At 70.6% G+C, this 22,069-nt stretch carries 25 protein-coding genes and 5 tRNA genes; 23 read left to right on the top strand and 7 right to left on the bottom strand.

Going from position 1 to position 22,069, the window contains the following annotated elements:
• The 5 genes from JS521_RS01130 (at window position 1) to JS521_RS01110 (ending at window position 494) form a co-directional block, all read left to right on the top strand.
• A tRNA-Gln gene (locus tag JS521_RS01130) sits at window positions 1–71 on the top strand.
• A gap of 38 nt (window positions 72–109) precedes the next feature.
• Window positions 110–182 (top strand) — tRNA-Glu (locus JS521_RS01125).
• A 62-nt stretch (window positions 183–244) separates the two neighbouring features.
• Window positions 245–317: transfer RNA gene (locus JS521_RS01120), tRNA-Glu, on the top strand.
• Between the two features lie 12 nt (window positions 318–329).
• A tRNA-Gln gene (locus tag JS521_RS01115) sits at window positions 330–401 on the top strand.
• Window positions 402–421: 20 nt separating this feature from the next.
• Window positions 422–494, top strand: a tRNA-Glu gene (locus tag JS521_RS01110).
• A 176-nt stretch (window positions 495–670) separates the two neighbouring features.
• Here JS521_RS01110 and ndgR read toward each other — a convergent pair.
• Window positions 671–1,387, bottom strand: a complete 717-nt coding sequence (ndgR, locus tag JS521_RS01105) for an IclR family transcriptional regulator NdgR (RefSeq protein WP_010062013.1) — start codon at window positions 1,385–1,387, stop codon at window positions 671–673.
• Between the two features lie 173 nt (window positions 1,388–1,560).
• On the opposite strand from ndgR, the gene leuC reads away from it, so the two are divergent.
• The 4 genes from leuC (at window position 1,561) to JS521_RS01085 (ending at window position 4,727) form a co-directional block, all read left to right on the top strand.
• Window positions 1,561–2,988, top strand: coding sequence for a 3-isopropylmalate dehydratase large subunit (leuC, locus tag JS521_RS01100; RefSeq protein WP_205080818.1), 1,428 nt, complete (start codon window positions 1,561–1,563; stop codon window positions 2,986–2,988).
• Between the two features lie 2 nt (window positions 2,989–2,990).
• Window positions 2,991–3,584, top strand: coding sequence for a 3-isopropylmalate dehydratase small subunit (gene leuD, locus JS521_RS01095; protein WP_205080817.1), 594 nt, complete (start codon window positions 2,991–2,993; stop codon window positions 3,582–3,584).
• A gap of 104 nt (window positions 3,585–3,688) precedes the next feature.
• Window positions 3,689–3,916, top strand: a complete 228-nt coding sequence (locus tag JS521_RS01090; protein ID WP_032790676.1) for an SCO5555 family protein — start codon at window positions 3,689–3,691, stop codon at window positions 3,914–3,916.
• Window positions 3,917–4,058: 142 nt separating this feature from the next.
• Entirely contained in the window at window positions 4,059–4,727 is a 669-nt protein-coding gene (locus JS521_RS01085) for an HU family DNA-binding protein (RefSeq protein WP_205080816.1), read from the top strand.
• A gap of 237 nt (window positions 4,728–4,964) precedes the next feature.
• Here JS521_RS01085 and JS521_RS01080 read toward each other — a convergent pair whose 3' ends face one another.
• Together JS521_RS01080 and cofC are read right to left on the bottom strand one after the other, a co-directional pair.
• The gene (locus tag JS521_RS01080) at window positions 4,965–5,168 is read right to left on the bottom strand and encodes a hypothetical protein (protein ID WP_010062008.1); all 204 of its coding nucleotides are present in this window, start codon (window positions 5,166–5,168) and stop codon (window positions 4,965–4,967) included.
• 10 nt (window positions 5,169–5,178) lie between these two features.
• A complete protein-coding gene (gene cofC / locus JS521_RS01075) occupies window positions 5,179–5,865 on the bottom strand; it encodes a 2-phospho-L-lactate guanylyltransferase (RefSeq protein WP_205080832.1) in 687 nt (228 codons plus the stop codon).
• A 147-nt stretch (window positions 5,866–6,012) separates the two neighbouring features.
• Here cofC and JS521_RS01070 point away from each other — a divergent pair, with 147 nt between their 5' ends.
• From JS521_RS01070 to JS521_RS01060, 3 genes are read left to right on the top strand one after another with little or no spacing between them, the layout of a single operon-like run.
• Window positions 6,013–6,765, top strand: coding sequence for a lysophospholipid acyltransferase family protein (locus tag JS521_RS01070; protein WP_205080815.1), 753 nt, complete (start codon window positions 6,013–6,015; stop codon window positions 6,763–6,765).
• Complete coding sequence (locus JS521_RS01065; RefSeq protein ID WP_205080814.1) at window positions 6,762–7,772, top strand: NAD(P)H-dependent glycerol-3-phosphate dehydrogenase; 1,011 nt, start codon at window positions 6,762–6,764, stop codon at window positions 7,770–7,772. The genes JS521_RS01070 and JS521_RS01065 overlap by 4 nt, the downstream gene beginning before the upstream one ends.
• Window positions 7,773–7,806: 34 nt before the next feature.
• The gene (locus JS521_RS01060) at window positions 7,807–8,982 is read left to right on the top strand and encodes a D-alanine--D-alanine ligase family protein (RefSeq protein ID WP_205080813.1); all 1,176 of its coding nucleotides are present in this window, start codon (window positions 7,807–7,809) and stop codon (window positions 8,980–8,982) included.
• Window positions 8,983–9,000: 18 nt separating this feature from the next.
• Here JS521_RS01060 and JS521_RS01055 read toward each other — a convergent pair whose 3' ends face one another.
• Both JS521_RS01055 and JS521_RS01050 read right to left on the bottom strand, forming a co-directional pair.
• Window positions 9,001–9,489: a DUF3515 domain-containing protein gene (locus tag JS521_RS01055; protein ID WP_205080812.1), complete on the bottom strand. Its 489-nt coding sequence runs from the start codon at window positions 9,487–9,489 to the stop codon at window positions 9,001–9,003.
• 20 nt (window positions 9,490–9,509) lie between these two features.
• Window positions 9,510–9,743 carry an Lrp/AsnC ligand binding domain-containing protein gene (locus tag JS521_RS01050; RefSeq protein WP_003965992.1) on the bottom strand — a complete coding sequence of 78 codons (234 nt, stop codon included), beginning with the start codon at window positions 9,741–9,743 and terminating at the stop codon, window positions 9,510–9,512.
• A 219-nt stretch (window positions 9,744–9,962) separates the two neighbouring features.
• On the opposite strand from JS521_RS01050, the gene JS521_RS01045 reads away from it, so the two are divergent.
• Together JS521_RS01045 and thiD are read left to right on the top strand one after the other, a co-directional pair.
• Window positions 9,963–10,943: a thiamine-phosphate kinase gene (locus JS521_RS01045; RefSeq protein WP_205080811.1), complete on the top strand. Its 981-nt coding sequence runs from the start codon at window positions 9,963–9,965 to the stop codon at window positions 10,941–10,943.
• A 17-nt stretch (window positions 10,944–10,960) separates the two neighbouring features.
• On the top strand, window positions 10,961–11,770 hold the full coding sequence (thiD, locus tag JS521_RS01040; RefSeq protein WP_205080810.1) for a bifunctional hydroxymethylpyrimidine kinase/phosphomethylpyrimidine kinase: 810 nt from the start codon (window positions 10,961–10,963) through the stop codon (window positions 11,768–11,770).
• A gap of 99 nt (window positions 11,771–11,869) precedes the next feature.
• Here the strand turns inward: thiD and rpmB are convergent, their stop codons facing one another.
• Complete coding sequence (gene rpmB / locus JS521_RS01035) at window positions 11,870–12,055, bottom strand: 50S ribosomal protein L28 (RefSeq protein ID WP_026171429.1); 186 nt, start codon at window positions 12,053–12,055, stop codon at window positions 11,870–11,872.
• A 257-nt stretch (window positions 12,056–12,312) separates the two neighbouring features.
• Between rpmB and JS521_RS01030 the strand changes: the two genes are divergently transcribed.
• From JS521_RS01030 to mutM, 9 genes are all read left to right on the top strand, one after another.
• Entirely contained in the window at window positions 12,313–14,046 is a 1,734-nt protein-coding gene (locus JS521_RS01030) for a DAK2 domain-containing protein (protein ID WP_205080809.1), read from the top strand.
• A 62-nt stretch (window positions 14,047–14,108) separates the two neighbouring features.
• Window positions 14,109–16,319: an ATP-dependent DNA helicase RecG gene (gene recG / locus JS521_RS01025; protein WP_205080808.1), complete on the top strand. Its 2,211-nt coding sequence runs from the start codon at window positions 14,109–14,111 to the stop codon at window positions 16,317–16,319.
• A gap of 137 nt (window positions 16,320–16,456) precedes the next feature.
• Window positions 16,457–17,041 carry a 16S rRNA (guanine(966)-N(2))-methyltransferase RsmD gene (gene rsmD, locus JS521_RS01020; protein WP_205080807.1) on the top strand — a complete coding sequence of 195 codons (585 nt, stop codon included), beginning with the start codon at window positions 16,457–16,459 and terminating at the stop codon, window positions 17,039–17,041.
• A 26-nt stretch (window positions 17,042–17,067) separates the two neighbouring features.
• Complete coding sequence (gene coaD / locus JS521_RS01015) at window positions 17,068–17,547, top strand: pantetheine-phosphate adenylyltransferase (RefSeq protein WP_032787127.1); 480 nt, start codon at window positions 17,068–17,070, stop codon at window positions 17,545–17,547.
• 116 nt (window positions 17,548–17,663) lie between these two features.
• Window positions 17,664–18,806: a F0F1 ATP synthase subunit B gene (locus tag JS521_RS01010; protein ID WP_205080806.1), complete on the top strand. Its 1,143-nt coding sequence runs from the start codon at window positions 17,664–17,666 to the stop codon at window positions 18,804–18,806.
• A gap of 222 nt (window positions 18,807–19,028) precedes the next feature.
• Window positions 19,029–19,643, top strand: a complete 615-nt coding sequence (locus tag JS521_RS01005; protein ID WP_205080805.1) for a YceD family protein — start codon at window positions 19,029–19,031, stop codon at window positions 19,641–19,643.
• Window positions 19,644–19,645: 2 nt separating this feature from the next.
• Window positions 19,646–19,819, top strand: coding sequence for a 50S ribosomal protein L32 (rpmF, locus tag JS521_RS01000; RefSeq protein WP_003965982.1), 174 nt, complete (start codon window positions 19,646–19,648; stop codon window positions 19,817–19,819).
• Between the two features lie 19 nt (window positions 19,820–19,838).
• Entirely contained in the window at window positions 19,839–20,663 is an 825-nt protein-coding gene (rnc, locus tag JS521_RS00995; RefSeq protein WP_030085026.1) for a ribonuclease III, read from the top strand.
• Between the two features lie 147 nt (window positions 20,664–20,810).
• A complete protein-coding gene (mutM, locus tag JS521_RS00990; RefSeq protein ID WP_205080804.1) occupies window positions 20,811–21,671 on the top strand; it encodes a bifunctional DNA-formamidopyrimidine glycosylase/DNA-(apurinic or apyrimidinic site) lyase in 861 nt (286 codons plus the stop codon).
• Here the strand turns inward: mutM and JS521_RS00985 are convergent.
• The gene (locus JS521_RS00985) at window positions 21,644–22,063 is read right to left on the bottom strand and encodes a winged helix-turn-helix transcriptional regulator (protein WP_205080803.1); all 420 of its coding nucleotides are present in this window, start codon (window positions 22,061–22,063) and stop codon (window positions 21,644–21,646) included. The two genes, mutM and JS521_RS00985, sit on opposite strands and share 28 nt — an antisense overlap.
• Between the last annotated feature and the right edge of the window lie 6 nt (window positions 22,064–22,069).

Below are 22,069 nucleotides of genomic sequence, written 5' to 3'. Positions count from 1 at the left end.
GGGCTATGGTGTAATTGGCAACACTACGGTTTCTGGTACCGTCATTCTAGGTTCGAGTCCTGGTAGCCCAGCGCAAGATCCAGCAGTACGAGCAAGACCAGCAGGACAAGCCCCCGTTGTGTAGCGGCCTAGCACGCTGCCCTCTCACGGCAGTAGCGCCGGTTCGAATCCGGTCGGGGGTACAGATCCTTCCCGCGAGAACATCATGGGTCGCACCCATCGCTCTCGATGCAGGATCGCTAGGGCCCCCGTTGTGTAGCGGCCTAGCACGCTGCCCTCTCACGGCAGTAGCGCCGGTTCGAATCCGGTCGGGGGTACTTGTCACACCATGGGCTATGGTGTAATTGGCAACACTACGGTTTCTGGTACCGTCATTCTAGGTTCGAGTCCTGGTAGCCCAGCGCAAGTCAGCAGTAACCACGCCCCCGTTGTGTAGCGGCCTAGCACGCTGCCCTCTCACGGCAGTAGCGCCGGTTCGAATCCGGTCGGGGGTACAACAGAGCAGTACGGAAAGGCCCTTCACCTCGGTGAAGGGCCTTCTTCGTTGCCTCGGAGCAGGCAACACCCCTACGCCCCACGGCAGTTCGAGTGGGGGCGGAGAAGAAAAAGGGCCGCCACGGCGCTGGGGCGGCCTTCCGGAACAGAGGGGCAAAGGGGTTGGGGCGATCCGTCAGCCCGAGCGGCGCAGGGCCTCGCTCAGCCGTGCGGCCGAGTCGATGACCGCCTGGGCGTGCATCCGGCCCGGGTGGCGGGTCAGCCGTTCGATGGGCCCGGAGATCGAGACCGCGGCGACCACCCGGTTCGACGGGCCGCGCACCGGAGCCGAGACCGAGGCGACGCCCGGCTCCCGCTCGCCGATCGACTGGGCCCAGCCCCGCCGCCGTACGCCGGAGAGCGCCGTCGCCGTGAACCGGGCGCCCTGGAGGCCCCGGTGCAGGCGCTCCGGCTCCTCCCAGGCCATCAGGATCTGCGCGGAGGAACCCGCCTTCATCGTGAGGGTCGAGCCGACCGGCACCGTGTCCCGGAGTCCGGACAGCCGTTCCGCCGCTGCCACGCAGATGCGCATGTCGCCCTGCCGGCGGTAGAGCTGCGCGCTCTCGCCGGTGATGTCGCGCAGGTGGGTGAGCACCGGTCCGGCCGTGGCCAGCAGGCGGTCCTCGCCCGCCGCGGCTGCCAGTTCCGACAGCCGGGGGCCGAGAATGAACCGGCCCTGCATATCCCTCGCCACCATCCGGTGGTGTTCCAGTGCCACGGCCAGTCGGTGGGCCGTGGGCCGTGCGAGCCCGGTCGCCGCGACCAGCCCGGCGAGGGTGGCCGGACCGGACTCCAGGGCGCTCAATACCAGAGCTGCCTTGTCGAGAACGCCGACGCCGCTAGAGTTGTCCATACGACGATACTCCCGTCTCACTCTGTGAAACGCAAGTTCAATTTCCGGCGGAAGTTGCGAACCTGTAGGGGCGGCCGCACAACGGCTCGTAGCCACCGCCCCGCACGGGGGTCCGGACGGAGGCGCACCGATCTCTAGTTGGGCCGGCGAAGACGCCGGCCGGAGGGAAAGCGATGGGTAGGACACTCGCGGAGAAGGTCTGGGACGACCATGTCGTCCGGCGCGCTGAGGGCGAGCCCGACCTTCTCTTCATCGATCTGCACCTGCTGCACGAGGTGACCAGCCCGCAGGCCTTCGACGGACTGCGGCAGGCCGGACGCCCGGTGCGGCGCCTCGACCTCACCATCGCCACCGAGGACCACAACACCCCGACCCTCGACATCGACAAGCCGATCGCGGACCCCGTCTCGCGCGCCCAGCTGGAGACCCTGCGCAAGAACTGCGCGGACTTCGGCGTCCGGCTGCACCCGCTCGGCGACGTCGAGCAGGGCGTCGTCCACGTGGTGGGACCGCAGCTGGGGCTGACCCAGCCGGGCACCACCGTGGTCTGCGGCGACTCCCACACCTCCACGCACGGCGCGTTCGGCGCGCTGGCGTTCGGCATCGGCACCAGCCAGGTGGAGCACGTCCTGGCCACCCAGACGCTGCCGCTGGCCCGCCCGAAGACCATGGCCATCACGGTCGAGGGCGAACTGCCCGACGAGGTCACCGCGAAGGACCTGATCCTGGCGATCATCGCCCGGATCGGCACCGGCGGCGGCCAGGGCTACATCCTCGAATACCGCGGCTCCGCCATCGAGAAGCTCTCGATGGAGGCCCGGATGACCATCTGCAACATGTCGATCGAGGCCGGCGCCCGCGCGGGCATGATCGCCCCGGACGCCACCACCTTCGACTACCTCAAGGGCCGCGACCACGCCCCCGAGGGCGAGGACTGGGACGCCGCCGTCGCGTACTGGAACACCCTGCGCTCCGACGACGACGCCGTGTTCGACGCCGAGGTCGTCATCGACGCCGCCGAACTGGCGCCGTTCGTCACCTGGGGCACCAACCCCGGTCAGGGCGCGCCCCTGTCGGCCAACGTCCCCGACCCCGCTTCGTACGAGGACGCCTCGGAGCGCCACGCCGCCGAAAAGGCCCTGGAGTACATGGGGTTGACCGCCGGGCAGGCGCTGCGCGACATCAGCGTCGACACCGTCTTCGTAGGTTCGTGCACCAACGGCCGCATCGAGGACCTGCGCAACGCGGCCTCGATCCTGGACGGCCGCAAAGTCGCCGACGGCGTACGGATGCTGGTCGTCCCCGGCTCCGTCCGGGTCGCGCTCCAGGCCGTCTCCGAGGGCCTGGACAAGGTCTTCACCGAGGCCGGCGCCGAATGGCGGCACGCGGGTTGCTCGATGTGCCTCGGTATGAACCCCGACCAGCTGGCCCCCGGCGAGCGCTCCGCCTCCACCTCGAACCGCAACTTCGAGGGCAGGCAGGGCAAGGGCGGCCGCACCCACCTGGTCTCGCCCCAGGTCGCCGCCGCCACCGCGGTGCTGGGCCATCTGGCCTCGCCCGCCGACCTGTCCGACGCCCGTACCCCCGCCGGAGTCCGATAGCCATGGAAGCCTTCACCACGCACACCGGCCGAGCCGTTCCGCTGCGCCGCAGCAACGTCGACACCGACCAGATCATCCCCGCGCACTGGCTGAAGAAGGTCACCCGCGACGGGTTCGAGGACGGGCTCTTCGAAGCCTGGCGCAAGGACGAGAACTTCGTCCTCAACCGCCCCGAGCGCCAGGGCGCCTCGGTCCTGGTCGCCGGTCCCGACTTCGGTACGGGCTCCTCCCGCGAACACGCGGTCTGGGCCCTGCAGAACTTCGGCTTCAAGGCCGTCGTCTCCTCCCGCTTCGCCGACATCTTCCGCGGCAACTCGCTGAAGAACGGCCTGCTCACGGTGGTTCTGGAGCAGAAGGTGGTCGACGCCCTCTGGGAGCTGACGGAGGCCGACCCGACCGCCGAGGTGACCGTCGATCTGGAGGCCCGCCAGGTCCGCGCCGAGGGCATCACGGCCGACTTCGAGCTCGACGAGAACGCCCGCTGGCGGTTGCTCAACGGCCTCGACGACATCAGCCTCACCCTTCAGAACGAAGCGGACATCGCCGCGTACGAGGCGTCCAGGCCCGCCTTCAAGCCGCGTACCATTGCCGCCTGAGCAGCGCTTTTCCAGGACTGCGCCCCCTGCCTCCCGGCTGGGGGCGCAGTCGCTTGTTGAGACCCCGTCGGGCGACAACTCGCCCCAGATGGCACAATCGGTGCATGGAACGCGACAGCCAACTCAAGCTCTATGGCCAAGTCGCCGACCGATTGAAGGAAGCGCACGCGAAGGTGCGTGCACTGCAAGTCCCGGAGAGCGTACGGATGGCGCTGACCCGGAAGCTGCTGGTCGTCACGGCCGCGGCGAAGCACGATCTCCCGGACGCGGCAAGGCGTCTGGACCGGTTGATGAAGGACCTCGATGAGGGCCGATTCCCCGAAGGTGACTGACACGTGGAACTGCGCATCGGTCGACTTCGTTGCGGCACTAGGGTGATTAGCCCGTTTCGTGTTTGATTTGCGGTATATATCTGCCTAACGTGCGAAAAAGCTTGAACACTTTCGTTCTGGCAATGTCTCCGAAGGGGAAGACGTGAACAAGGCGCAGCTCGTAGAAGCGATTGCCGACAAGGTCGGCGGCCGCCAGCAGGCCGCAGACGCTGTCGACGCGGTACTCGACGCGATCGTCCGTGCCGTTGTCGCCGGGGACCGTGTCTCGGTCACCGGCTTCGGTTCGTTCGAGAAGGTCGACCGCCCCGCCCGGTACGCCCGCAACCCGCAGACGGGTGAGCGCGTCCGGGTCAAGAAGACCTCGGTGCCCCGCTTCCGCGCGGGCCAGGGGTTCAAGGACCTGGTGAGCGGCTCCAAGAAGCTCCCCAAGAACGACGTGGCCGTCAAGAAGGCCCCCAAGGGCAGCCTCTCGGGCGGATCTTCCGCCGCCCGTACGACGGTGAAGGCCGCCGCCGCCAAGAAGTCGGCCGCCAAGAAGGCCACCGCGAAGAAGACCACCGCCAAGAAGGCGACCCCGGCGAAGACCGCCGCCGCCAAGAAGGCCACCGCCAAGAAGACGACCGCGACGGCGAAGAAGGCGTCCGCGGCCGCGAAGAAGGCGACCCCGGCCAAGAAGACGGCCACGACCGCCAAGAAGACGGTCGCCAGCAAGACCGCGCCCGCCAAGAAGACCACGGCGAAGAAGGCGCCCGCGAAGAAGACCACGGCGCGCAAGACCACGGCCAAGAAGGCCACCGCACGCAAGAAGTGAGACCGGGCGACCCGCTCGCCCCTCACAACGCGCCGGGCCCCGTTCGGCCTAGGGCCTGTCCGACCATTCCCGTCTGCCTCACGACGCCGTGCACGCACTCTCGCCGCACTGGCCCCAGGCCCAAGTACGTCCAGTACGAGGGCCTGGGGCCAGCACGCCGATCGCACGCACCAGACGCCGCGCGGCCCCCCTGCGGGCGACGACGGGAATGGTCGGACAGGCCCTAGCGAACCACTTCTAGAACGTCTGCAGCGTCACCAGCGTGATCCGCAGAGCCGCCCCCTCGCCCTCGCCCTCGATCCGCACCCGCTGCCCCGGACGCAGCAGCAGCAGGCCGCCCGCGTCGAAGGCCGCGGCGTCGAACTCCACCGGGGTGCCGTCGTCCAGCAGCACACTGCCGCCACGGGTCTCGGGGTCGTACGTGTACGAGGTCGCCTGCATGGGCGGCAGCCTATCGGTCACGGACCGGGGCGCACACGGCCGCGATCCGCGCCGTGTGCGGCCCCACCCCCAGGGCCAGGGCGACCCGCAGGTCCTCGCCCGTATCCACGTCCCGGCGCACCGAGTCGACACCGGGCAGCGCTATTTCCACCGCACCCGACGCCAGGTGCCGGGCCCCGGACGGACCACCGAAAACCGGACGGAATTCCGCACCCCCCGCAGCGGTGAGAAATGTCGTTCCGATTCCCGCCGCGTCCCGGAGAAATGCGCTGGGAAAAGCGGAGGCAAAATCGAGCACCCGCGCCAATTCGCCGGGTCGCAGTGCCGGCAGATCCGCGTTGAGCGCGGCGACCGCGGCGGCGGGCCGCAGGGCCCGCACGGAGCGCGCCCCGTGTGCCAGCGCCGCGTTGAGCCCGGCCCCCGGAGCGTCCGGCACGATCCGCGCGCCGAGCGCGGAAAGAGCCGCCGCGGCCACGACGTCGTCCGTGACGACCACCACATCCCGCACCCGGGGACAGGCCAGCGCCGCGGCCACCGTGTCCTGGGCGAAGGCCAGGGCCAGCCGGGGCCGCGCCTCCTCACCCGCCGCCGGCCCCAGGCGGCTCTTGGCCCGGGCGAGCGGCTTCAGCGGAACGACCAGGGACCAGGGCCCGGCCGGATCGGTGTTCGTGGCGATCTCCCCCTCCGTACGCGTCAGGACTTATTCTCGCCTGCCGGTACGACAACCCGGAGGCCCGCTACCGACCGTGAGGCGTACGGTGTTCTCGACAGCGCAGGGGTCTGGGGCGAGACTTGACCGTCAGTAACCAGGCAGCAGGTTGAAATCCTTAAGGAAGGTATCCAAGTGTCCCGCCGCAGAATCGGCTTTTGGTACCGCCTGGCGGCGGTCATCGCCAAGCCGCCATTGGTGGTTCTGTTCAAGCGCGACTGGCGGGGGACGGAACACATTCCGGCCGACGGCGGTTTCATCACCGCCGTCAACCACAACTCCTATCTGGACCCGCTCTCCTACGCGCACTTCCAGTACAACACCGGACGCGTGCCGCGCCTCCTGGCGAAGGCCGGTCTCTTCCGCACCCCCTTCGTCGGGATGATGCTGCGAGGCACCGGCCAGATCCCCGTCTACCGTGAGACGACCGACGCCCTGGACGCGTTCCGCGCCGCCGTCGACGCCATCGAGCGCGGTGAGTGCGTCGCCTTCTACCCCGAGGGCACTCTCACCCGGGATCCCGACATGTGGCCGATGGCCGGGAAGACCGGGGCCGCCCGGGTCGCCCTGATGACCCGGGCCCCGGTCATCCCGGTCGCCCAGTGGGGCGCCAACCTTGCGATGCCGCCGTACGCCAAGGACAACAAGCTGCGGCTGTTCCCCCGCAAGACGCTGGCGGTGCAGGCCGGTCCGCCCGTCGACCTCAGCCGCTTCTACGATGTCGAGCCGACGCCCGACGTGCTGCGCCAGGCGACCGAGGTCATCATGGCCGCGATCACCCGCGAGCTGGAGGACCTGCGCGGGGAGAAGGCCCCCGCAGAGCTCTACGACCACCGCAAAGCCCGTGCTGAGCAACGGCGCAGGGCCCAGGGAAAGGGATCTACGTGACGCACCCCGTAAAAGCAGCCGTCTTCGGAACCGGCTCATGGGGTACGGCGTTCGCCGTGATCCTCGCCGACGCCGGCTGTGAGGTCACCCTCTGGGGCCGCCGCGCCGAGGTCGCCGAGACCATCAACACCACCCGCACCAACCCGGACTACCTCCCGGGCATCGCGCTCCCCGACTCCATCCACGCCACCACCGACGCCGCCGAGGCCCTGCGCGGGGCGGAGTTCGCCTTCCTGGTCGTGCCCTCCCAGACGCTGCGCGCCAACCTCGCCGACTGGGCCCCGCACCTGGAGCCGCACACCGTCCTGGTCTCCCTGATGAAGGGCGTCGAACTGGGCACCGCCGAGCTGATGAGCGAGGTGATCGCCGACGTCACCAAGGTCTCCGCCGACCGCATCGCCGTCGTCTCGGGGCCCAACCTGGCCAAGGAGATCGCCGAGCGCCGCCCCGCCGCCGCCGTCGTCGCCTGCGCCGACGAGTCCGTCGCCCAGCGCCTCCAGGCCGCCTGCCACACCCCGTACTTCCGCCCGTACACCAACACCGACGTGGTCGGCTGCGAGCTCGGCGGCGCGGTGAAGAACGTCATCGGCCTCGCCGTCGGCATCGCGGACGGCATGGGTCTCGGCGACAACACCAAGGGCTCCCTCATCACCCGCGGCCTCGCCGAGACCACCCGACTGGGCCTGGCCATGGGCGCGGACCCGCTGACGTTCTCCGGACTCGCGGGCCTGGGCGACCTGGTGGCCACCTGCTCCTCGCCGCTCTCGCGCAACCACACCTTCGGCACCAACCTCGGCCGCGGCATGACGCTCCAGGAGACGATCGCCGTCACCAAGCAGACCGCCGAGGGCGTCAAGTCCTGCGAATCGGTCCTCGACCTGGCACGCAGGCACGGGGTCGACATGCCCATCACCGAGACCGTCGTCTCGATCGTCCACGAGGGCAAGTCCCCGGTCGTCGCCGTCAAGGAGCTGATGTCGCGCAGCGCCAAGGCCGAGCGACGCTGACGTCTCTCTTACCAGCAGGTACGCTCATCGCGATATGAGCAGCGAGAACCTCCCCCAGAGCCCTGAGCGCGCCGACAGCCCGCAGGCGCAGCGCCGCAAGCCCCGTGTGGCTGTCGTGTTCGGCGGCCGCAGCTCCGAACACGGCATCTCGGTCGTCACGGCCGGCGCCGTCATGAAGGCCATCGACCGGACGAAGTACGACGTCCTGCCGATCGGCATCACGACGGACGGCCGCTGGGCGCTCACCGCCGACGAGCCCGAACGCATGGCCATCGCCGACCGCAAGGTCCCCGACGTGGACCGGCTCGCCGAGTCCGCCGAGGGCAGCGTCGTGCTCTCCGTGGACCCGGGCAGCCGCGAGGTCGTCTACACCGAGCCCGGTTCGGTGCCCAAGGCGCTGGGCGAGGTCGACGTCGTCTTCCCCGTGCTGCACGGCCCGTACGGCGAGGACGGCACCCTCCAGGGGCTCCTCGAACTCTCCGGTGTGCCCTACGTCGGCGCGGGCGTCCTCGCCTCCGCCGTCGGCCAGGACAAGGAGTACATGAAGCGCGTCTTCCTCTCCTTCGGCCTGCCCGTCGGACCGTACGAGGTCGTCCGCCCCCGGGAGTGGGACAGCAACCCCGCCGCCGCCCGCAAGCGGATCGTGGACTTCGCCGGCGAGCACGGCTGGCCGCTGTTCATCAAGCCCGCCCGGGGCGGCTCCTCGATGGGCATCACCAAGGTCGACGGCGTCGAGGGCCTCGACGAGGCGATCGAGGAGGCCCGCCGCCACGACCCGAAGTTCCTCGTCGAGTCGCTGCTGCGCGGCCGGGAGATCGAGTGCGGGGTGCTGGAGTTCGAGGACGGCCCGCGCGCCAGCGTGCCCGCCGAGATCCCGCCGGTCACCGCGCACGACTTCTACGACTTCGAGGCGAAGTACATCGACTCGGCCACGGGTCTGGTTCCCGCACCGCTCACCGAGGAGGAGACCGCAGAGGTGCAGCGGCTCGCTGTCGCCGCCTTCGACGCCGTCTCCTGCGAGGGCCTGGTGCGCGCCGACTTCTTCCTCACCGAGGACGGCACCTTCGTCATCAACGAGATCAACACCCTGCCGGGCTTCACCCCGATCTCCATGTACCCGCGCATGTGGCAGGAGAGCGGTGTGAGCTACCCGGAGCTGGTCGACCGGCTGATCCAGGCCGCGTTGACCCGTTCCACCGGACTGCGCTGACGAAGCCGCGAGCGGCACTCAGAATTTTCCGGGGACCGTCTTCGAGACGGGGCCGGCGAACGAGGCCAGCGGCGTGATGTCGTGGGCGTACGTCGAATCCAGCGTGACCTCGACGTACGCCTTGCGGTACGTGGTGGTGAACCGCGGACCGGAGCCATCGCGCTCCTCCAGCATCCACTGCACCCCGTCCGCCTCGACGCCCTCCGACTGAGGGTCGTCCATCTTCGCGGGCCGGGGAACCCCGCAGCGCAGTACGATCGCCCCGTCCCCCCAGCCGGCGGTCAGCTCCGAATCCGGGGAGGGGTCGCTGCGTTCCAGTTCGAGGACGGTCTTCGGCAGTTCCTCGTGCAGGGCCTCGCAGTACGCGGCGGCCTCCGCCGACGGTGTGGGAACCGTGATCGAGGGCTGCGCGTCGCTGAGGGAACAGCCCGCCGCGGCCAGGACGAGCACGGCAGCGGACAGACCGAGGAATATCGAGCGGGGAGAACGGCGGGCGGATGACGTCACCGGCCCAGCCTAAACGGGGGTCAGAGGTGGACGACCGGACAGGTCAGGGTCCGTGTGATGCCGTCCACCTGCTGCACTTTGGCGACCACCATGCGGCCGAGCTCGTCGACCGTGTCTGCCTGGGCCCGCACGATCACGTCGTACGGACCGGTGACGTCCTCTGCCTGGATCACTCCCGGAATCTTGGAGATGGTGTCGGCGACGATCGACGCCTTGCCCACCTCGGTCTGGATGAGGATGTACGCCTGTACCACGGAACCTCCAGGGCGGCCACGAGGATCATGTGGGGGAAAGGGACGCCACGTTATCGCGTTGCCGCGGGCCGCGGGGAGACCTACGGGCCGGATGACGTCGACAGCGTGGCGTACAGGGCGCAGAAGTTGACGTATCTCTTGACGGTACCGACAGCACAGACGGCTCGCGACCGGGGGCCCGGACGGGTGTCCGGGGCGATAAAGGAGAGGTGAGACTCGGTGAAGGGAACCGTGGGCGAGTTGGGGGAGTTCGGGCTCATCAGAGAGCTCACGTCCCGGCTCACCACCACTCCGGCGGTACGGCTGGGGCCCGGCGACGACGCCGCGGTCGTGGCCGCCCCCGACCGCAGGGTCGTGGCCAGTACGGACATCCTGCTGGAAGGGCGGCACTTCCGCCGCGACTGGTCGACGGCGTACGACGTCGGCCGCAAGGCCGCCGCCCAGAACCTCGCCGACATCGCGGCGATGGGCGCCGTGCCCACCGCGCTGCTCCTCGGCCTCGTCGTCCCCGCCGACCTCCCCGTCACCTGGGCCGCCGAGCTGATGGACGGGCTCCGCGACGAATGCCAGGTGGCGGGCGCGGCCGTGGTCGGCGGTGATGTGGTCGGCGGCGACACGATCACCGTGGCCATCACCGCACTCGGCGACCTGCGCAACCACGAACCGGTCACCCGCGCCGGCGCCCGCCCCGGCGACGTCGTCGCGGTCACCGGCTGGCTCGGCTGGTCGGCGGCCGGTTACGCCGTGCTCTCCCGCGGTTTCCGCTCGCCCCGCGCCTTCGTCGAGGCGCACCGCCGCCCCGAACCGCCGTACCACGCGGGCCCCGCGGCCGCCGGGCTCGGCGCCACCGCGATGACCGACGTCAGCGACGGCCTCGTCGCGGACCTCGGCCACATCGCGGAGGCCAGCAAGTGCCGTATCGACCTGCGCTCCGGGCTCATCGACATCCCCTCGCAGATGTCCGACATCGGCCAGGCCGTCGGCGTCGACCCGCTCCAGTGGGTGCTGACCGGGGGAGAGGACCACGCGATCGTGGCGACCTTCCCGCCCGACGTGAAACTGCCCGCCCGCTGGAAGGTGATCGGCGAGGTCCTCAACCCCTCCGCGCTGCCCCAGGTCACCGTCGACGGCGCGCCCTGGACCAGCAGGGGCGGCTGGGACCACTTCGGCGCCATCGAGGACACTCCGCCGCGCGCCTGAGCATTAGATTGCTGCGTATGCCCATACGTACCGCTGCCTTGCCCCGTGTGCTCACCGTCGCCGGATCCGACTCCGGCGGCGGTGCGGGGATCCAGGCCGATCTGAAGACCATGCTCGCTCTCGGTGTGCACGGCATGAGCGTGCTCACCGCCGTCACCGCACAGAACTCCCTCGGCGTCCAGGGCGCGTGGGAGCTTCCGGTGGACGCCGTACGCGCCCAGTACCGCAGCGTCGTCGACGACATCGGCGTCCAGGCCGTGAAGACCGGAATGCTCGCCTCCGCCGTCCTCGTGGAGACCGTCGCCGAACTCCTCGCCGCCACCGACGTCCCCGTCGTCGTCGACCCGGTCGGCGTCTCCAAGCACGGCGACCCGCTGCTCGCCGCCGAGGCCCTCGACTCCGTACGGACGAAGCTGCTGCCCGTCGCCACGGTCGCCACCCCGAACCTCGACGAAGTGGCCCAGCTCACCGGCGTCCGGGTCACCGACGAGAGCGGAATGCGCCGGGCCGCCGAGGAGGTCCTCGGCTTCGGACCGCGCTGGGTCGTGATCAAGGGCGGCCACCTGCCCGGCGAGGCGGTGGACCTGCTCACCGACGGGAGCGCGGAACACTGGCTGCGCGCCCCCCGGCACGACAACCGCCACACCCACGGCACCGGCTGCACCCTGGCGTCCGCCATCGCCTCCGGGCTCGCGCTCGGTCAGGACGTGCCCACGGCGGTACGGGGCGCGAAGACCTACGTCACCGGCGCGATCGAGGCAGGCTTCCCGCTCGGCGGCGGCATCGGCCCGGTCGACCACGGCTGGCTGGCCCGCCCGTCCGTCTGACCGGCCGGCCCGCCCGGCCGCCGGGCACAGCAAAAAGCCGGTCCACCGAGGTGGACCGGCTTTTTTGGGCAACCGGAAGGCTGCGCTACGACGGGGACGTCAGCGCGCGACCTTGCCGGCCTTGATGCACGAGGTGCAGACGTTGAGCCGCTTCGGCGTCCGACCGACCACGGCACGCACGCGCTGGATGTTGGGATTCCAGCGACGGGACGTACGGCGGTGCGAGTGCGAAATGTTGTTGCCGAAGCTCGGCCCCTTGCCGCAAACGTCGCAGTTGGCAGCCACGGGTCACTCCAAAGACTTCAGATGCACTTACAGTGAATTCCGGCGCGCCGGAATCATTTGACTGAAGTGGCGGTACCGGAGGAATGGCCCGACTCTCATCGGGCAACCGGAGCAGCATACAACGCCTGCTTCGGAGATACGAAACTACCACGGGTCAGCCCTCCGTCCTCCCGCCCCCCTGTCCGGGCCGGGGCTCCGCCGAGCGGGCTAACCTGCGGTGCAGCCCGTTGCCACGGCCGCTTCAAGGAGGACCATCGGTGCCGCAGCTCCCCGACGACCTGGACGCCGTCGCGGTACGCACATGGTGCTCACTGGCCCTGGAGGCCCTGGGCCGGGAACGCGCGGAGATCGACGCGATCAACGTCTACCCCATCGCGGACGGCGACACCGGCACCAACCTCTACCTGACCGTCGAGTCCGCCGCGGCCGCCGTCGAAGCGGTCTTCGCCGCCCATGAGACCGGCACGAGCACACCCGCCACCGCCGACGCCGTACGCGCCATGGCGCACGGCGCCCTGATCGGCGCCCGCGGGAACTCCGGCACGATCCTGGCCCAGCTGCTGCGCGGTATGGCCGGGGTGCTGGCCGACGCCGGCGACGCGGCCCATCTGCGCCTCGCCCTCACCAGCGCCGCCGACGCCGCCCGCCAGGCCGTCGCCCACCCCGTCGAGGGCACCGTGCTCACCGTCGCCGCAGCGGCCGCCGAGGCCGCGCAGGGCGATGAGCGGGAGTTGCGCGCGGTGGTGGGCGCCGCCTACGAGGGGGCGCTCGCCGCCCTCGCCCGGACCCCGGAACAGCTCGCCGTCCTCGGCCGGGCCGGCGTGGTCGACGCGGGGGGCCGGGGGCTGGTCGCGGTCCTGGGCGCGCTGGTCGAGACCGTGACCGGGCAGGCTCCGGTACGAGGACCCCGTACCGCTTCCGGGAACGCCGCGAAGGCCCCCGTGACCGTGGACGGGGGGTCCGTGGTGGGGCTGCCGGTGGGCGGCACCCCGGTGGAGGGCGTGACGGAGGGGGGCTTCGCGGCGGGGGGCCTTCCCGTGGAGGGCCCGCTCGACTGCCCCGAGGACGGCGATACGGGGCCCGCGTTCGAGGTGATCTACCTCCTGGAGGCCGGGGACGAGCAGGTGGCCCGGCTGCGCACCCGGCTCGACGCGCTGGGCGACTCCCTGGTCGTGGTGGGCGGCGACGGGCTCTGGCACGTCCACGTCCATGTCGACGACGCCGGGGCCGCCGTGGAGGCGGGCGTCGAGGCCGGGCGGCCGTACCGGATCCGGATCACCCACTTCGCCACCGAGAGCGGCCACGACGTCCGCGTCCAGGCCGAACCCGCCCAGCGCGCCGTCGTCGTCGTGGTCCCCGGCGACGGACTCGCGGGGCTCTGCACCGAGGCCGGCGCCACCACCGTCATCGCCCGCCCCGGCGAACCGCCCGCCAGTGGCGAACTGGTCGACGCCATCCGCCGCGCCCACGCCCGCGAGGTGGTCCTGCTGCCCAACGACGCGGCCCTGCGCCACACCGCGGCCGCCGCCGCCGAACAGGCAAGGACCGAGGGGGTCCGGGTCGCGCTCGTCCCCACCCGCGCCGCCGTCCAGGGCATCGCCGCGCTCGCCGTCCACGAGCCGGACCGGGGCTTCGACGAGGACGTGGTCGCCATGACCGCCGCCGCCGGGGCCACCCGCTACGCCGAACTGGCCGTCGCGGAACGCCAGTCGTGGACCATGGCGGGCATCTGCCAGGCCGGGGACATCCTCGGACTGATCGACGGCGACGTGGCCGTGATCGGCGCCGACGTCCCGCACACCGCCCGCACCGTGCTCGACCGGATGCTGGCGGCGGGCGGCGAACTGGTCACCCTCGTCCTCGGTGAGGACGTGCCCGACTCGCTGGCCGACGCGCTGGAGGAGCACGTACGGGAGGGGCATCTCGCCGTGGACACGGTGGTCTACCGGGGCGGCCACCAGCGCGCACCGCTGCTGATCGGCGTCGAGTAGCGGCGAGTGGTATCGCCGGGCCGTGCGTGCCCGGCGGACAGCTGTCAGTGCCGTGGTGTGCAATGGATCGCGTGTCCTCGTTCGATGAACCTCTCAAGAAGCTGCTCGGCGGAGCCACCGCGAAGGTGATGGCCGAACACCTCGACCTGCACACGGTCGGTGATCTGCTGCACCACTACCCGCGGCGGTACGAGGAGCGCGGCAAGCTGACCGCGCTGGCCGACCTCCCGCTGGACGAGCACGTCACGGTCGTCGCCCAGGTCGCCGACGCCCGGATCCTGATGTTCAACAACGGCCGGGGCAAACGCCTGGAGGTCACCCTCACCGATGGCAGCGGCCGCCTCCAGCTGGTCTTCTTCGGCCACGGCGTCCACAAGCCGCACAAGGAGCTGCTGCCGGGCCGCCAGGCGATGTTCGCGGGCAAGGTCTCCGTCTTCAACCGCAAGATGCAGCTGGCCCACCCCACGTACCAGCTGCTCGACGCCTCCGACGCCGACGAGGCCACCGAGGCCGTGGACGCCTTCGCCGGACGGCTGCTGCCGATCTACCCGGCCTGCAAGCAGCTCGACTCCTGGCGGATCGCGAAGGCCGTGGACGCCGTGCTGCCCAGCGCCCAGGACGTGGTGGACCCGCTGCCCGCCGCCCTGCGCGAGGGGCGCGGCTTCACCCCGCTGCCCGAGGCCCTGCTCAAGGTGCACCGGCCGCAGACGAAGGCGGACATCGAGGACGCGAAGGCCCGGCTCAAGTGGGACGAGGCGTTCGTCCTCCAGGTCGCCCTGGCCCGCCGTCGCTACGCCGACACCCAGCTCCCCGCCGTCGCCCGCCGCCCCGTCGCGGACGGCCTGCTGGACGCGTTCGACGCCAAGCTGCCCTTCACCCTCACCGAGGGCCAGGAGAAGGTCAGCAAGGAGATCTTCGACGACCTCGCCACCGAGCACCCGATGCACCGGCTCCTCCAGGGCGAGGTGGGCAGCGGAAAGACGATGGTGGCCCTGCGCGCCATGCTCACCGTGGTCGACGCTGGCGGCCAGGCCGCGATGCTTGCTCCCACCGAGGTGCTCGCCCAGCAGCACCACCGCTCGATCACCGAGATGATGGGCGAGCTGGCCGAGGGCGGCATGCTCGGCGGCTCGGACCGGGGCACCAAGGTCGTCCTGCTCACCGGTTCCATGGGCACGGCCGCCCGCCGACAGGCCCTGCTCGACCTGGTCACCGGCGAGGCCGGGATCGTCATCGGCACCCACGCCCTCATCGAGGACAAGGTCCAGTTCCACGACCTGGGCCTGGTCGTCGTGGACGAGCAGCACCGCTTCGGCGTGGAACAGCGCGACGCCCTCCGGTCCAAGGGGAAGCAGCCGCCCCACCTCCTCGTCATGACCGCCACCCCCATCCCTCGTACGGTCGCGATGACGGTCTTCGGCGACCTGGAGACCTCCGTCCTGGACCAGCTCCCGGCCGGCCGCTCCCCGATCGCCAGCCATGTCGTCCCCGCCAAGGACAAGCCCCACTTCCTCGCCCGCGCCTGGGAACGCGTCCGCGAGGAGGTCGAGAACGGCCACCAGGCGTACGTGGTCTGCCCCCGCATCGGCGACGACGCGGAGGAGGAGGGGAAGCAGGGCAAGGCCAAGAAGAAGGCCGCCGAGGAGGACCCCGAGAAGCGGCCGCCGCTCGCCGTCCTGGAGATCGCCGACGAGCTGCGCAAGGGCGCACTCGCCGGGCTGAGCGTCGAGGTGCTGCACGGACGGATGCACCCCGACGAGAAGGACGACGTCATGCGCCGGTTCGCCGCCGGGGACGTCGACGTCCTGGTCGCCACCACCGTCATCGAGGTCGGGGTCAACGTCCCCAACGCCACCGCCATGGTGATCATGGACGCCGACCGCTTCGGCGTCTCCCAGCTGCACCAGCTGCGCGGCCGCGTCGGCCGTGGCTCGGCCCCCGGGCTCTGCCTGCTGGTCAGCGAGGCCCACGAGGCGAGCCCCGCCCGCGCCCGGCTCTCCGCCGTCGCCGCCACCCTCGACGGCTTCGAGCTCTCCCGGATCGACCTGGAGCAGCGCCGCGAGGGCGACGTGCTGGGCCAGGCCCAGTCCGGGGTGCGCTCCTCGCTGCGGATGCTCACCGTCATCGACGACGAGGAGGTCATCGCCGCCGCCCGCGAGGAGGCCGTCGCGATCGTCGCCGCCGACCCGGAGCTGGAGCACCTGCCGGAGCTGCGCACCGTGCTGGCCGCCCTGCTGGACAAGGACCGGGAGGAGTATCTCGACAAGGGGTGAGCACACGGGGGCGTCCTGCCGGTGCACGAGCCCCGGGCCGTCCTGCCGGTGCGGGCCGTACGCCATATCGTGGACGCACGGCACGCGCCCGTACGCGAGCCCCTCCGCACGCCCCCGACCCCGAGGACCCGACACCCATGACCCGCGTGATCGCCGGCTCGGCCGGCGGACGCCGCCTGGCCGTCCCGCCCGGCACCGGCACCCGCCCCACCTCCGACCGTGCGCGCGAGGGCCTCTTCTCCACCTGGCAGGCGTTGCTCGGCACCCTCGAAGGCAGCCGCGTCGCCGATCTGTATGCCGGATCCGGGGCTGTCGGCCTCGAAGCGCTCTCCCGGGGCGCGGTCCACGCCCTGCTCGTGGAGGCCGACCCGAAGGCGGTCCGCACCGTCCGCGACAACGTCCGCACCCTCGGCCTCCCGGGCGCCGAGGTCCGTACCGGCAAAGCCGAACAGATCGTGACGGGCCCGGCGCCCGCCGACCCGTACGACATCGTCTTCCTGGACCCGCCGTACGTCGTCACCGATGACGATCTTCGCGAGATCCTGCTCACACTCCGTGCCCAGGGGTGGCTCACCGCCGAAGCGCTCGTCACCGTGGAACGCAGCACCCGGGGCGGAGAATTCGGCTGGCCCGCCGGATTCGAGCCACTGCGGTCCCGTCGCTACGGCGAGGGAACGCTTTGGTACGGTCGCGCCGCCGCTACGTGCGAAGACGCACGATGACCGGACCGGAGAGCGAGGGAATCACAGTGCGCCGCGCCGTCTGTCCGGGGTCGTTCGACCCCATCACCAACGGACATCTCGACATCATCGGACGAGCCTCGAAGCTGTACGACGTGGTGCACGTGGCGGTGATGATCAACCAGTCCAAGAAGGGGCTGTTCACCGTCGACGAGCGGATCGAGCTGATCCGCGAGGTCACCGCCGACTTCGGCAACGTCGAGGTGGAGTCCTTCCACGGCCTGCTGGTCGACTTCTGCAAGCAGCGGGAGATCCCGGCGATCGTGAAGGGCCTGCGGGCCGTCAGCGACTTCGACTACGAGCTGCAGATGGCCCAGATGAACAACGGCCTCTCCGGCGTCGAGACGCTCTTCGTGCCGACCAACCCGACGTACAGCTTCCTGTCGTCCTCGCTGGTCAAGGAGGTGGCGACCTGGGGAGGCGACGTCTCCCACCTGCTGCCGCCGGCCGTCCACGAGGCGCTCGTGAAGCGGCTCGGCGAACGCTGAGGCACTGACGGGCCGTCACCAGGTGTCGGGCGGCGGCCGACTGGCCTTACAGTCGTCCCGTCCGTCTCCAACGGAGCAGCAGCTTCAACAGAGCAGCAGAGAGTGGCGAGCACACGGTGGACGTGCAGAAGAAGCTCGACGAGATCGTCGAAGCGGTCGGGAGCGCCCGATCCATGCCCATGTCGGCCTCGTGCGTGGTCAACCGCGCCGAGCTGCTCGCCATGCTCGAAGAGGTGCGCCAGGCCCTGCCCGGCTCCCTCGCCCAGGCCCAGGAGCTGATCGGCGGCCACGAGCAGTTCGCCGAGCAGGCCCGCCAGGAGGCCGAGCGGATCGTCGAGTCCGCCCACGCCCAGCGCGCCTCGCTGATCTCCGACACCGAGATCGCCCGCCAGTCGCAGGCCGAGGCCGACCGGATCCTGTCCGAGGCCCGCCGCGAGGCCGAGGAGGTCCGGGCCGAGGCCGACGACTACGTCGACAGCAAGCTCGCCAACTTCGAGGTCGTCCTCACCAAGACCATCGGCTCCGTGGACCGGGGCCGCGAGAAGCTCCTCGGCCGGGGCCAGGGCCTGGACGAGCAGGGCTACGAGGACCCCGACTTCACCGAAGCTCCCGAGCGCAGCGCCGACCCGGAGACGCTGAAGCAGCGGGCCGACGCCTACGTGGACGCCAAGTTCGGCGCCTTCGAGGCCGTCCTCGCCAAGACCCTGGAGGCGGTCGGCCGCGGCCGGCAGAAGCTGCACGGCCGGGTCGCCACCGATGACCTCGGCGCGCACATCGCCGCCCAGGACGCCGCGGCCGGCCAGGGCCACACCAGTGACGCCGACTATCTGGCCGGTCTCGCCGAGCTCGCCACCCCGCAGCCGCAACAGGCGCCCCAGCAGCCCCCGCAGCCCGCCTACCCGGCGCAGCAGCCGCAGGCCGAGCCGAGCTACGCGCAGGCGGCCTACGGCTACCAGGAGCAGCCGCTCCAGCAGGGCGGCCAGGACGCGTACGGCTATCAGCAGCAGCCCGACCCGTACGCGGCGTACCAGCAGCAGGGGGGCTACGACCCGAACGGTTACCCGCCCCAGCCCACCGGCCAGCCCGACTACGGCTGGCAGCAGCAGCCCCAGCAGCCCCAGCAGCACGAGCAGGGGCACGCACAGGGGCAGGGCCGGACGTCCGACCAGCAGGGCGGCGGCGCGCTGGAGGAGACCAGCCTCTTCGACACCAGCATGATCGACCTGGAGCAGCTCCGCCGGTACGAGCAGGGCCGCTGACCCCCGGTCGGGGTTGCCCCGATTGGGTGCTGAGCGGTCCGTCCAGTATCCTGAATCCTCGGTCGCACATAGGTCCGCGATCCCGGCTGCCCGTTTCGCCTCAGAAACGAAGGCGGTCGGTCCCCGGGCCACCGACGACCGACCTTCCCTTCGCAGCGCGACACCCATGATTCGAAAGCAGGAAAAGCCCTGAACGGCCACCTCGACCACCGCAACCCTCTCGTGTTCGATACGCACGAGCTGGGCCGGCGTCCCGGTGCCATGAAGCGGCTGTCCCGCTCGGTGGAAGCACCCGGTTCACCGGTCCTGGGCATCGACGGCGTCATCGGCGTGCCGGAAGGCGCACCCGTGGAGCTGGACCTCCGCCTCGAATCGGTCATGGAAGGGGTGCTTGTCACAGGCACCGCCCGTGCGACCGCCGAGGGGGAGTGCGTAAGGTGTCTGGAGCCGCTGACCGTAGAGGTCGACGCGGACTTCCAGGAGATGTTCTCGTACCCTGACGCCGATGACCGGGGTCGCAGCACTGCTGCGGAACCGGCCGACGACGCCGAGGACGACGAGGACAGGTTCTTTCTCGAGGACGGCTTGTTCGACCTCGAGTCAATGCTGCGTGACGCGGTAGTGCTCGCACTGCCCATGCAGCCGGTGTGCAAGGAGACCTGCGCCGGTCTGTGTTCCGAATGCGGAATCAGGCTGGACGAGAATCCGGGCCACCACCACGACGCCGTCGACATTCGTTGGGCGGCACTGCAAGGACTCGCCGAGACCGTTCAGGACGGCGAGAAGGACAACATGGGCGGCGCCGAACCGGGCGTCGACGAGAAGCAGGAGAAGTAGCCGTGGCTGTTCCGAAGCGGAAGATGTCGCGCAGCAACACGCGCCACCGCCGGTCGCAGTGGAAGGCTGCGGTCCCCACCCTGGTTTCGTGCGAGCGTTGCCAGGAGCCCAAGCTCCAGCACATTGCGTGCCCGAGCTGCGGCACCTACAACAAGCGCCAGGTCCTCGAGGTCTGAGCGGCTGGTGAGAGGCCCGATGTCTGAGTTGTCCAGCGCCAAGAAGCAGGCAGACAACGTCAACACAGCCTCGTCCCACACGCTTCTGGAAGGGCGGCTCGGGTATCACCTCGAGTCCGCCCTTCTGGTGCGTGCGCTGACCCACCGCTCGTACGCATACGAGAACGGCGGCCTGCCCACCAACGAGCGGCTCGAATTCCTCGGGGATTCGGTGCTCGGCCTGGTGGTCACGGACACGCTGTACCGCACCCACCCCGACCTGCCCGAAGGCCAGCTGGCCAAGTTGCGGGCCGCGGTGGTCAACTCGCGTGCGCTTGCGGAAGTGGGCCGCGGCCTCGAACTCGGCTCCTTCATCCGGCTCGGCCGCGGTGAAGAGGGCACGGGCGGCCGGGACAAGGCTTCCATCCTCGCCGACACACTGGAAGCAGTGATCGGCGCGGTCTATCTCGACCAGGGCCTCGGCGCGGCCTCGGAGCTGGTCCACCGGCTCTTCGACCCGCTGATCGACAGGTCCTCGAACCTCGGCGCCGGCCTGGACTGGAAGACCAGTCTCCAGGAACTCACCGCGAGCGAGAGCCTCGGAGTCCCCGAGTACCTCGTCACGGAGACCGGCCCGGATCACGAGAAGACCTTCACTGCTGCCGCTCGCGTCGGTGGTGTCTCGTACGGCACCGGCACCGGCCGTAGCAAGAAGGAAGCGGAGCAGCAGGCGGCCGAGTCCGCCTGGCGCGAGATCAGCGCCGCCGCAGAGGCACGGCAGGCCGCGGAGAAGTCCGCGGCCGACGGAGGGGCCGCCGACACCCCTGCCGACCCGTCGCCGAACACGGACGCCGCTCCGGCCTGAAGCACAACGGAACCCCTCGGTGCCATGAGCACCGAGGGGTTTTCCCTGTCCGGAGGGCGGCCCCGCGGTCACTGCGGCTCCCGCGGTCTTCGCGTTTCCGCCCGCCCCGCCCCCGTACTACCGTCGATGTGTCTGGAGTGGTGCACCGTGCCCGAGCTGCCCGAGGTCGAAGTGGTCCGCCGAGGCCTGGAGCGCTGGGTCAGCGGCCGCACCGTCACCGAGGTCGAGGTCCTGCACCCGCGCTCGGTCCGCCGGCACCTCGCGGGCGGCGTCGACTTCGCCGCCCGGCTGCGCGGGGCCCGCTTCGGGACGGCGATGCGCCGCGGCAAGTACCTCTGGGTGCCGGTCGAGGAGGCGGCCTCCTCGCTGCTGGGCCACCTCGGCATGAGCGGACAGCTGCTGGTGCAGCCCGCGGACGCGCCCGACGAGAAGCACCTGCGGATCCGGATGCGGTTCGACGACGCGCTCGGCACCGAGCTGCGCTTCGTCGACCAGCGGACCTTCGGCGGGCTCTCGCTGCACGACAACACCCCCGACGGCCTGCCGGACACCATCGCGCACATCGCCCGGGATCCCCTCGACCCGCTCTTCGACGAGGCCGCGTTCCACACCGCGCTGCGCCTGCGCCGTACGACGGTCAAGCGGGCGCTCCTGGACCAGTCGCTGATCAGCGGCGTCGGCAACATCTACGCCGACGAGGCGCTCTGGCGCGCCAAGCTGCACTACGACCGGCCGACCGCGACCCTGACCCGCCCCAAGTCCGCCGAACTGCTCGGCCACGCCCGCGACGTCATGAACGCGGCCCTCGCCCAGGGCGGCACCAGCTTCGACAGCCTGTACGTCAACGTGAACGGCGAGTCCGGCTACTTCGACCGGTCGCTCGACGCGTACGGCCGGGAGGGCGAGCCCTGCAACCGGTGCTCCACCCCGATGCGCCGCCGCGCCTGGATGAACCGCTCCAGCTACTACTGCCCGCGCTGTCAGCGCCCGCCGCGCGCCTCGTCGTAACGCGCCCGGGAGGCCAGGACCTCGTCCATCCGCCCTTCGACGCAGTGGATGAGCCCGAGGAGCTTCTCCGCGACCTCGCGGCCGAACGGGGTGAGCTCGTAGTCGACCCGGGGCGGATTGACCGGCTGAGCCTCCCGCAGGACGAGCCCGTCCCGCTCCAGGGCGTGCAGGGTCTGGGAGAGCATCTTCTCGCTGACCCCGTCGACCCGGCGGCGCAGCTCGTTGAAGCGGAGGCTCTCCTCGTACAGTGCGCCGATCGTCAGACCGCCCCAGCGCCCGGTGACGTGTTCCAGCGTCGAGCGTGAGGGGCACGCGCGGGAGAAGACGTCGAACGCGAGGCCGTCGAAGCCGTCCGTGTCTGTATCCGTATACGTATGTGCATCGCTGGCCATACCAAA

It is taken from the genome of Streptomyces durocortorensis, from assembly GCF_016901035.1.
Taxonomy (GTDB): Bacteria; Actinomycetota; Actinomycetes; order Streptomycetales; family Streptomycetaceae; genus Streptomyces; species Streptomyces durocortorensis.
The sequence above is the reverse complement of the archived record's forward strand: the minus strand, read 5'-3'. Positions and strand labels throughout refer to the sequence as shown.

Coding starts and splice junctions, on each gene's coding strand:
- JS521_RS01090 (WP_032790676.1), top strand. CDS start 3,689: ATGGAACGCGACAGCCAACTCAAGCTCTATGGCCAAGTCGCCGACCGA.
- recG (WP_205080808.1), top strand. CDS start 14,109: ATGGATCGCGTGTCCTCGTTCGATGAACCTCTCAAGAAGCTGCTCGGC.
- rsmD (WP_205080807.1), top strand. CDS start 16,457: ATGACCCGCGTGATCGCCGGCTCGGCCGGCGGACGCCGCCTGGCCGTC.
- thiD (WP_205080810.1), top strand. CDS start 10,961: ATGCCCATACGTACCGCTGCCTTGCCCCGTGTGCTCACCGTCGCCGGA.
- rnc (WP_030085026.1), top strand. CDS start 19,839: ATGTCTGAGTTGTCCAGCGCCAAGAAGCAGGCAGACAACGTCAACACA.
- JS521_RS01060 (WP_205080813.1), top strand. CDS start 7,807: ATGAGCAGCGAGAACCTCCCCCAGAGCCCTGAGCGCGCCGACAGCCCG.
- leuC (WP_205080818.1), top strand. CDS start 1,561: ATGGGTAGGACACTCGCGGAGAAGGTCTGGGACGACCATGTCGTCCGG.
- ndgR (WP_010062013.1), bottom strand. CDS start 1,387: ATGGACAACTCTAGCGGCGTCGGCGTTCTCGACAAGGCAGCTCTGGTA.
- JS521_RS00985 (WP_205080803.1), bottom strand. CDS start 22,063: ATGGCCAGCGATGCACATACGTATACGGATACAGACACGGACGGCTTC.
- JS521_RS01080 (WP_010062008.1), bottom strand. CDS start 5,168: ATGCAGGCGACCTCGTACACGTACGACCCCGAGACCCGTGGCGGCAGT.
- leuD (WP_205080817.1), top strand. CDS start 2,991: ATGGAAGCCTTCACCACGCACACCGGCCGAGCCGTTCCGCTGCGCCGC.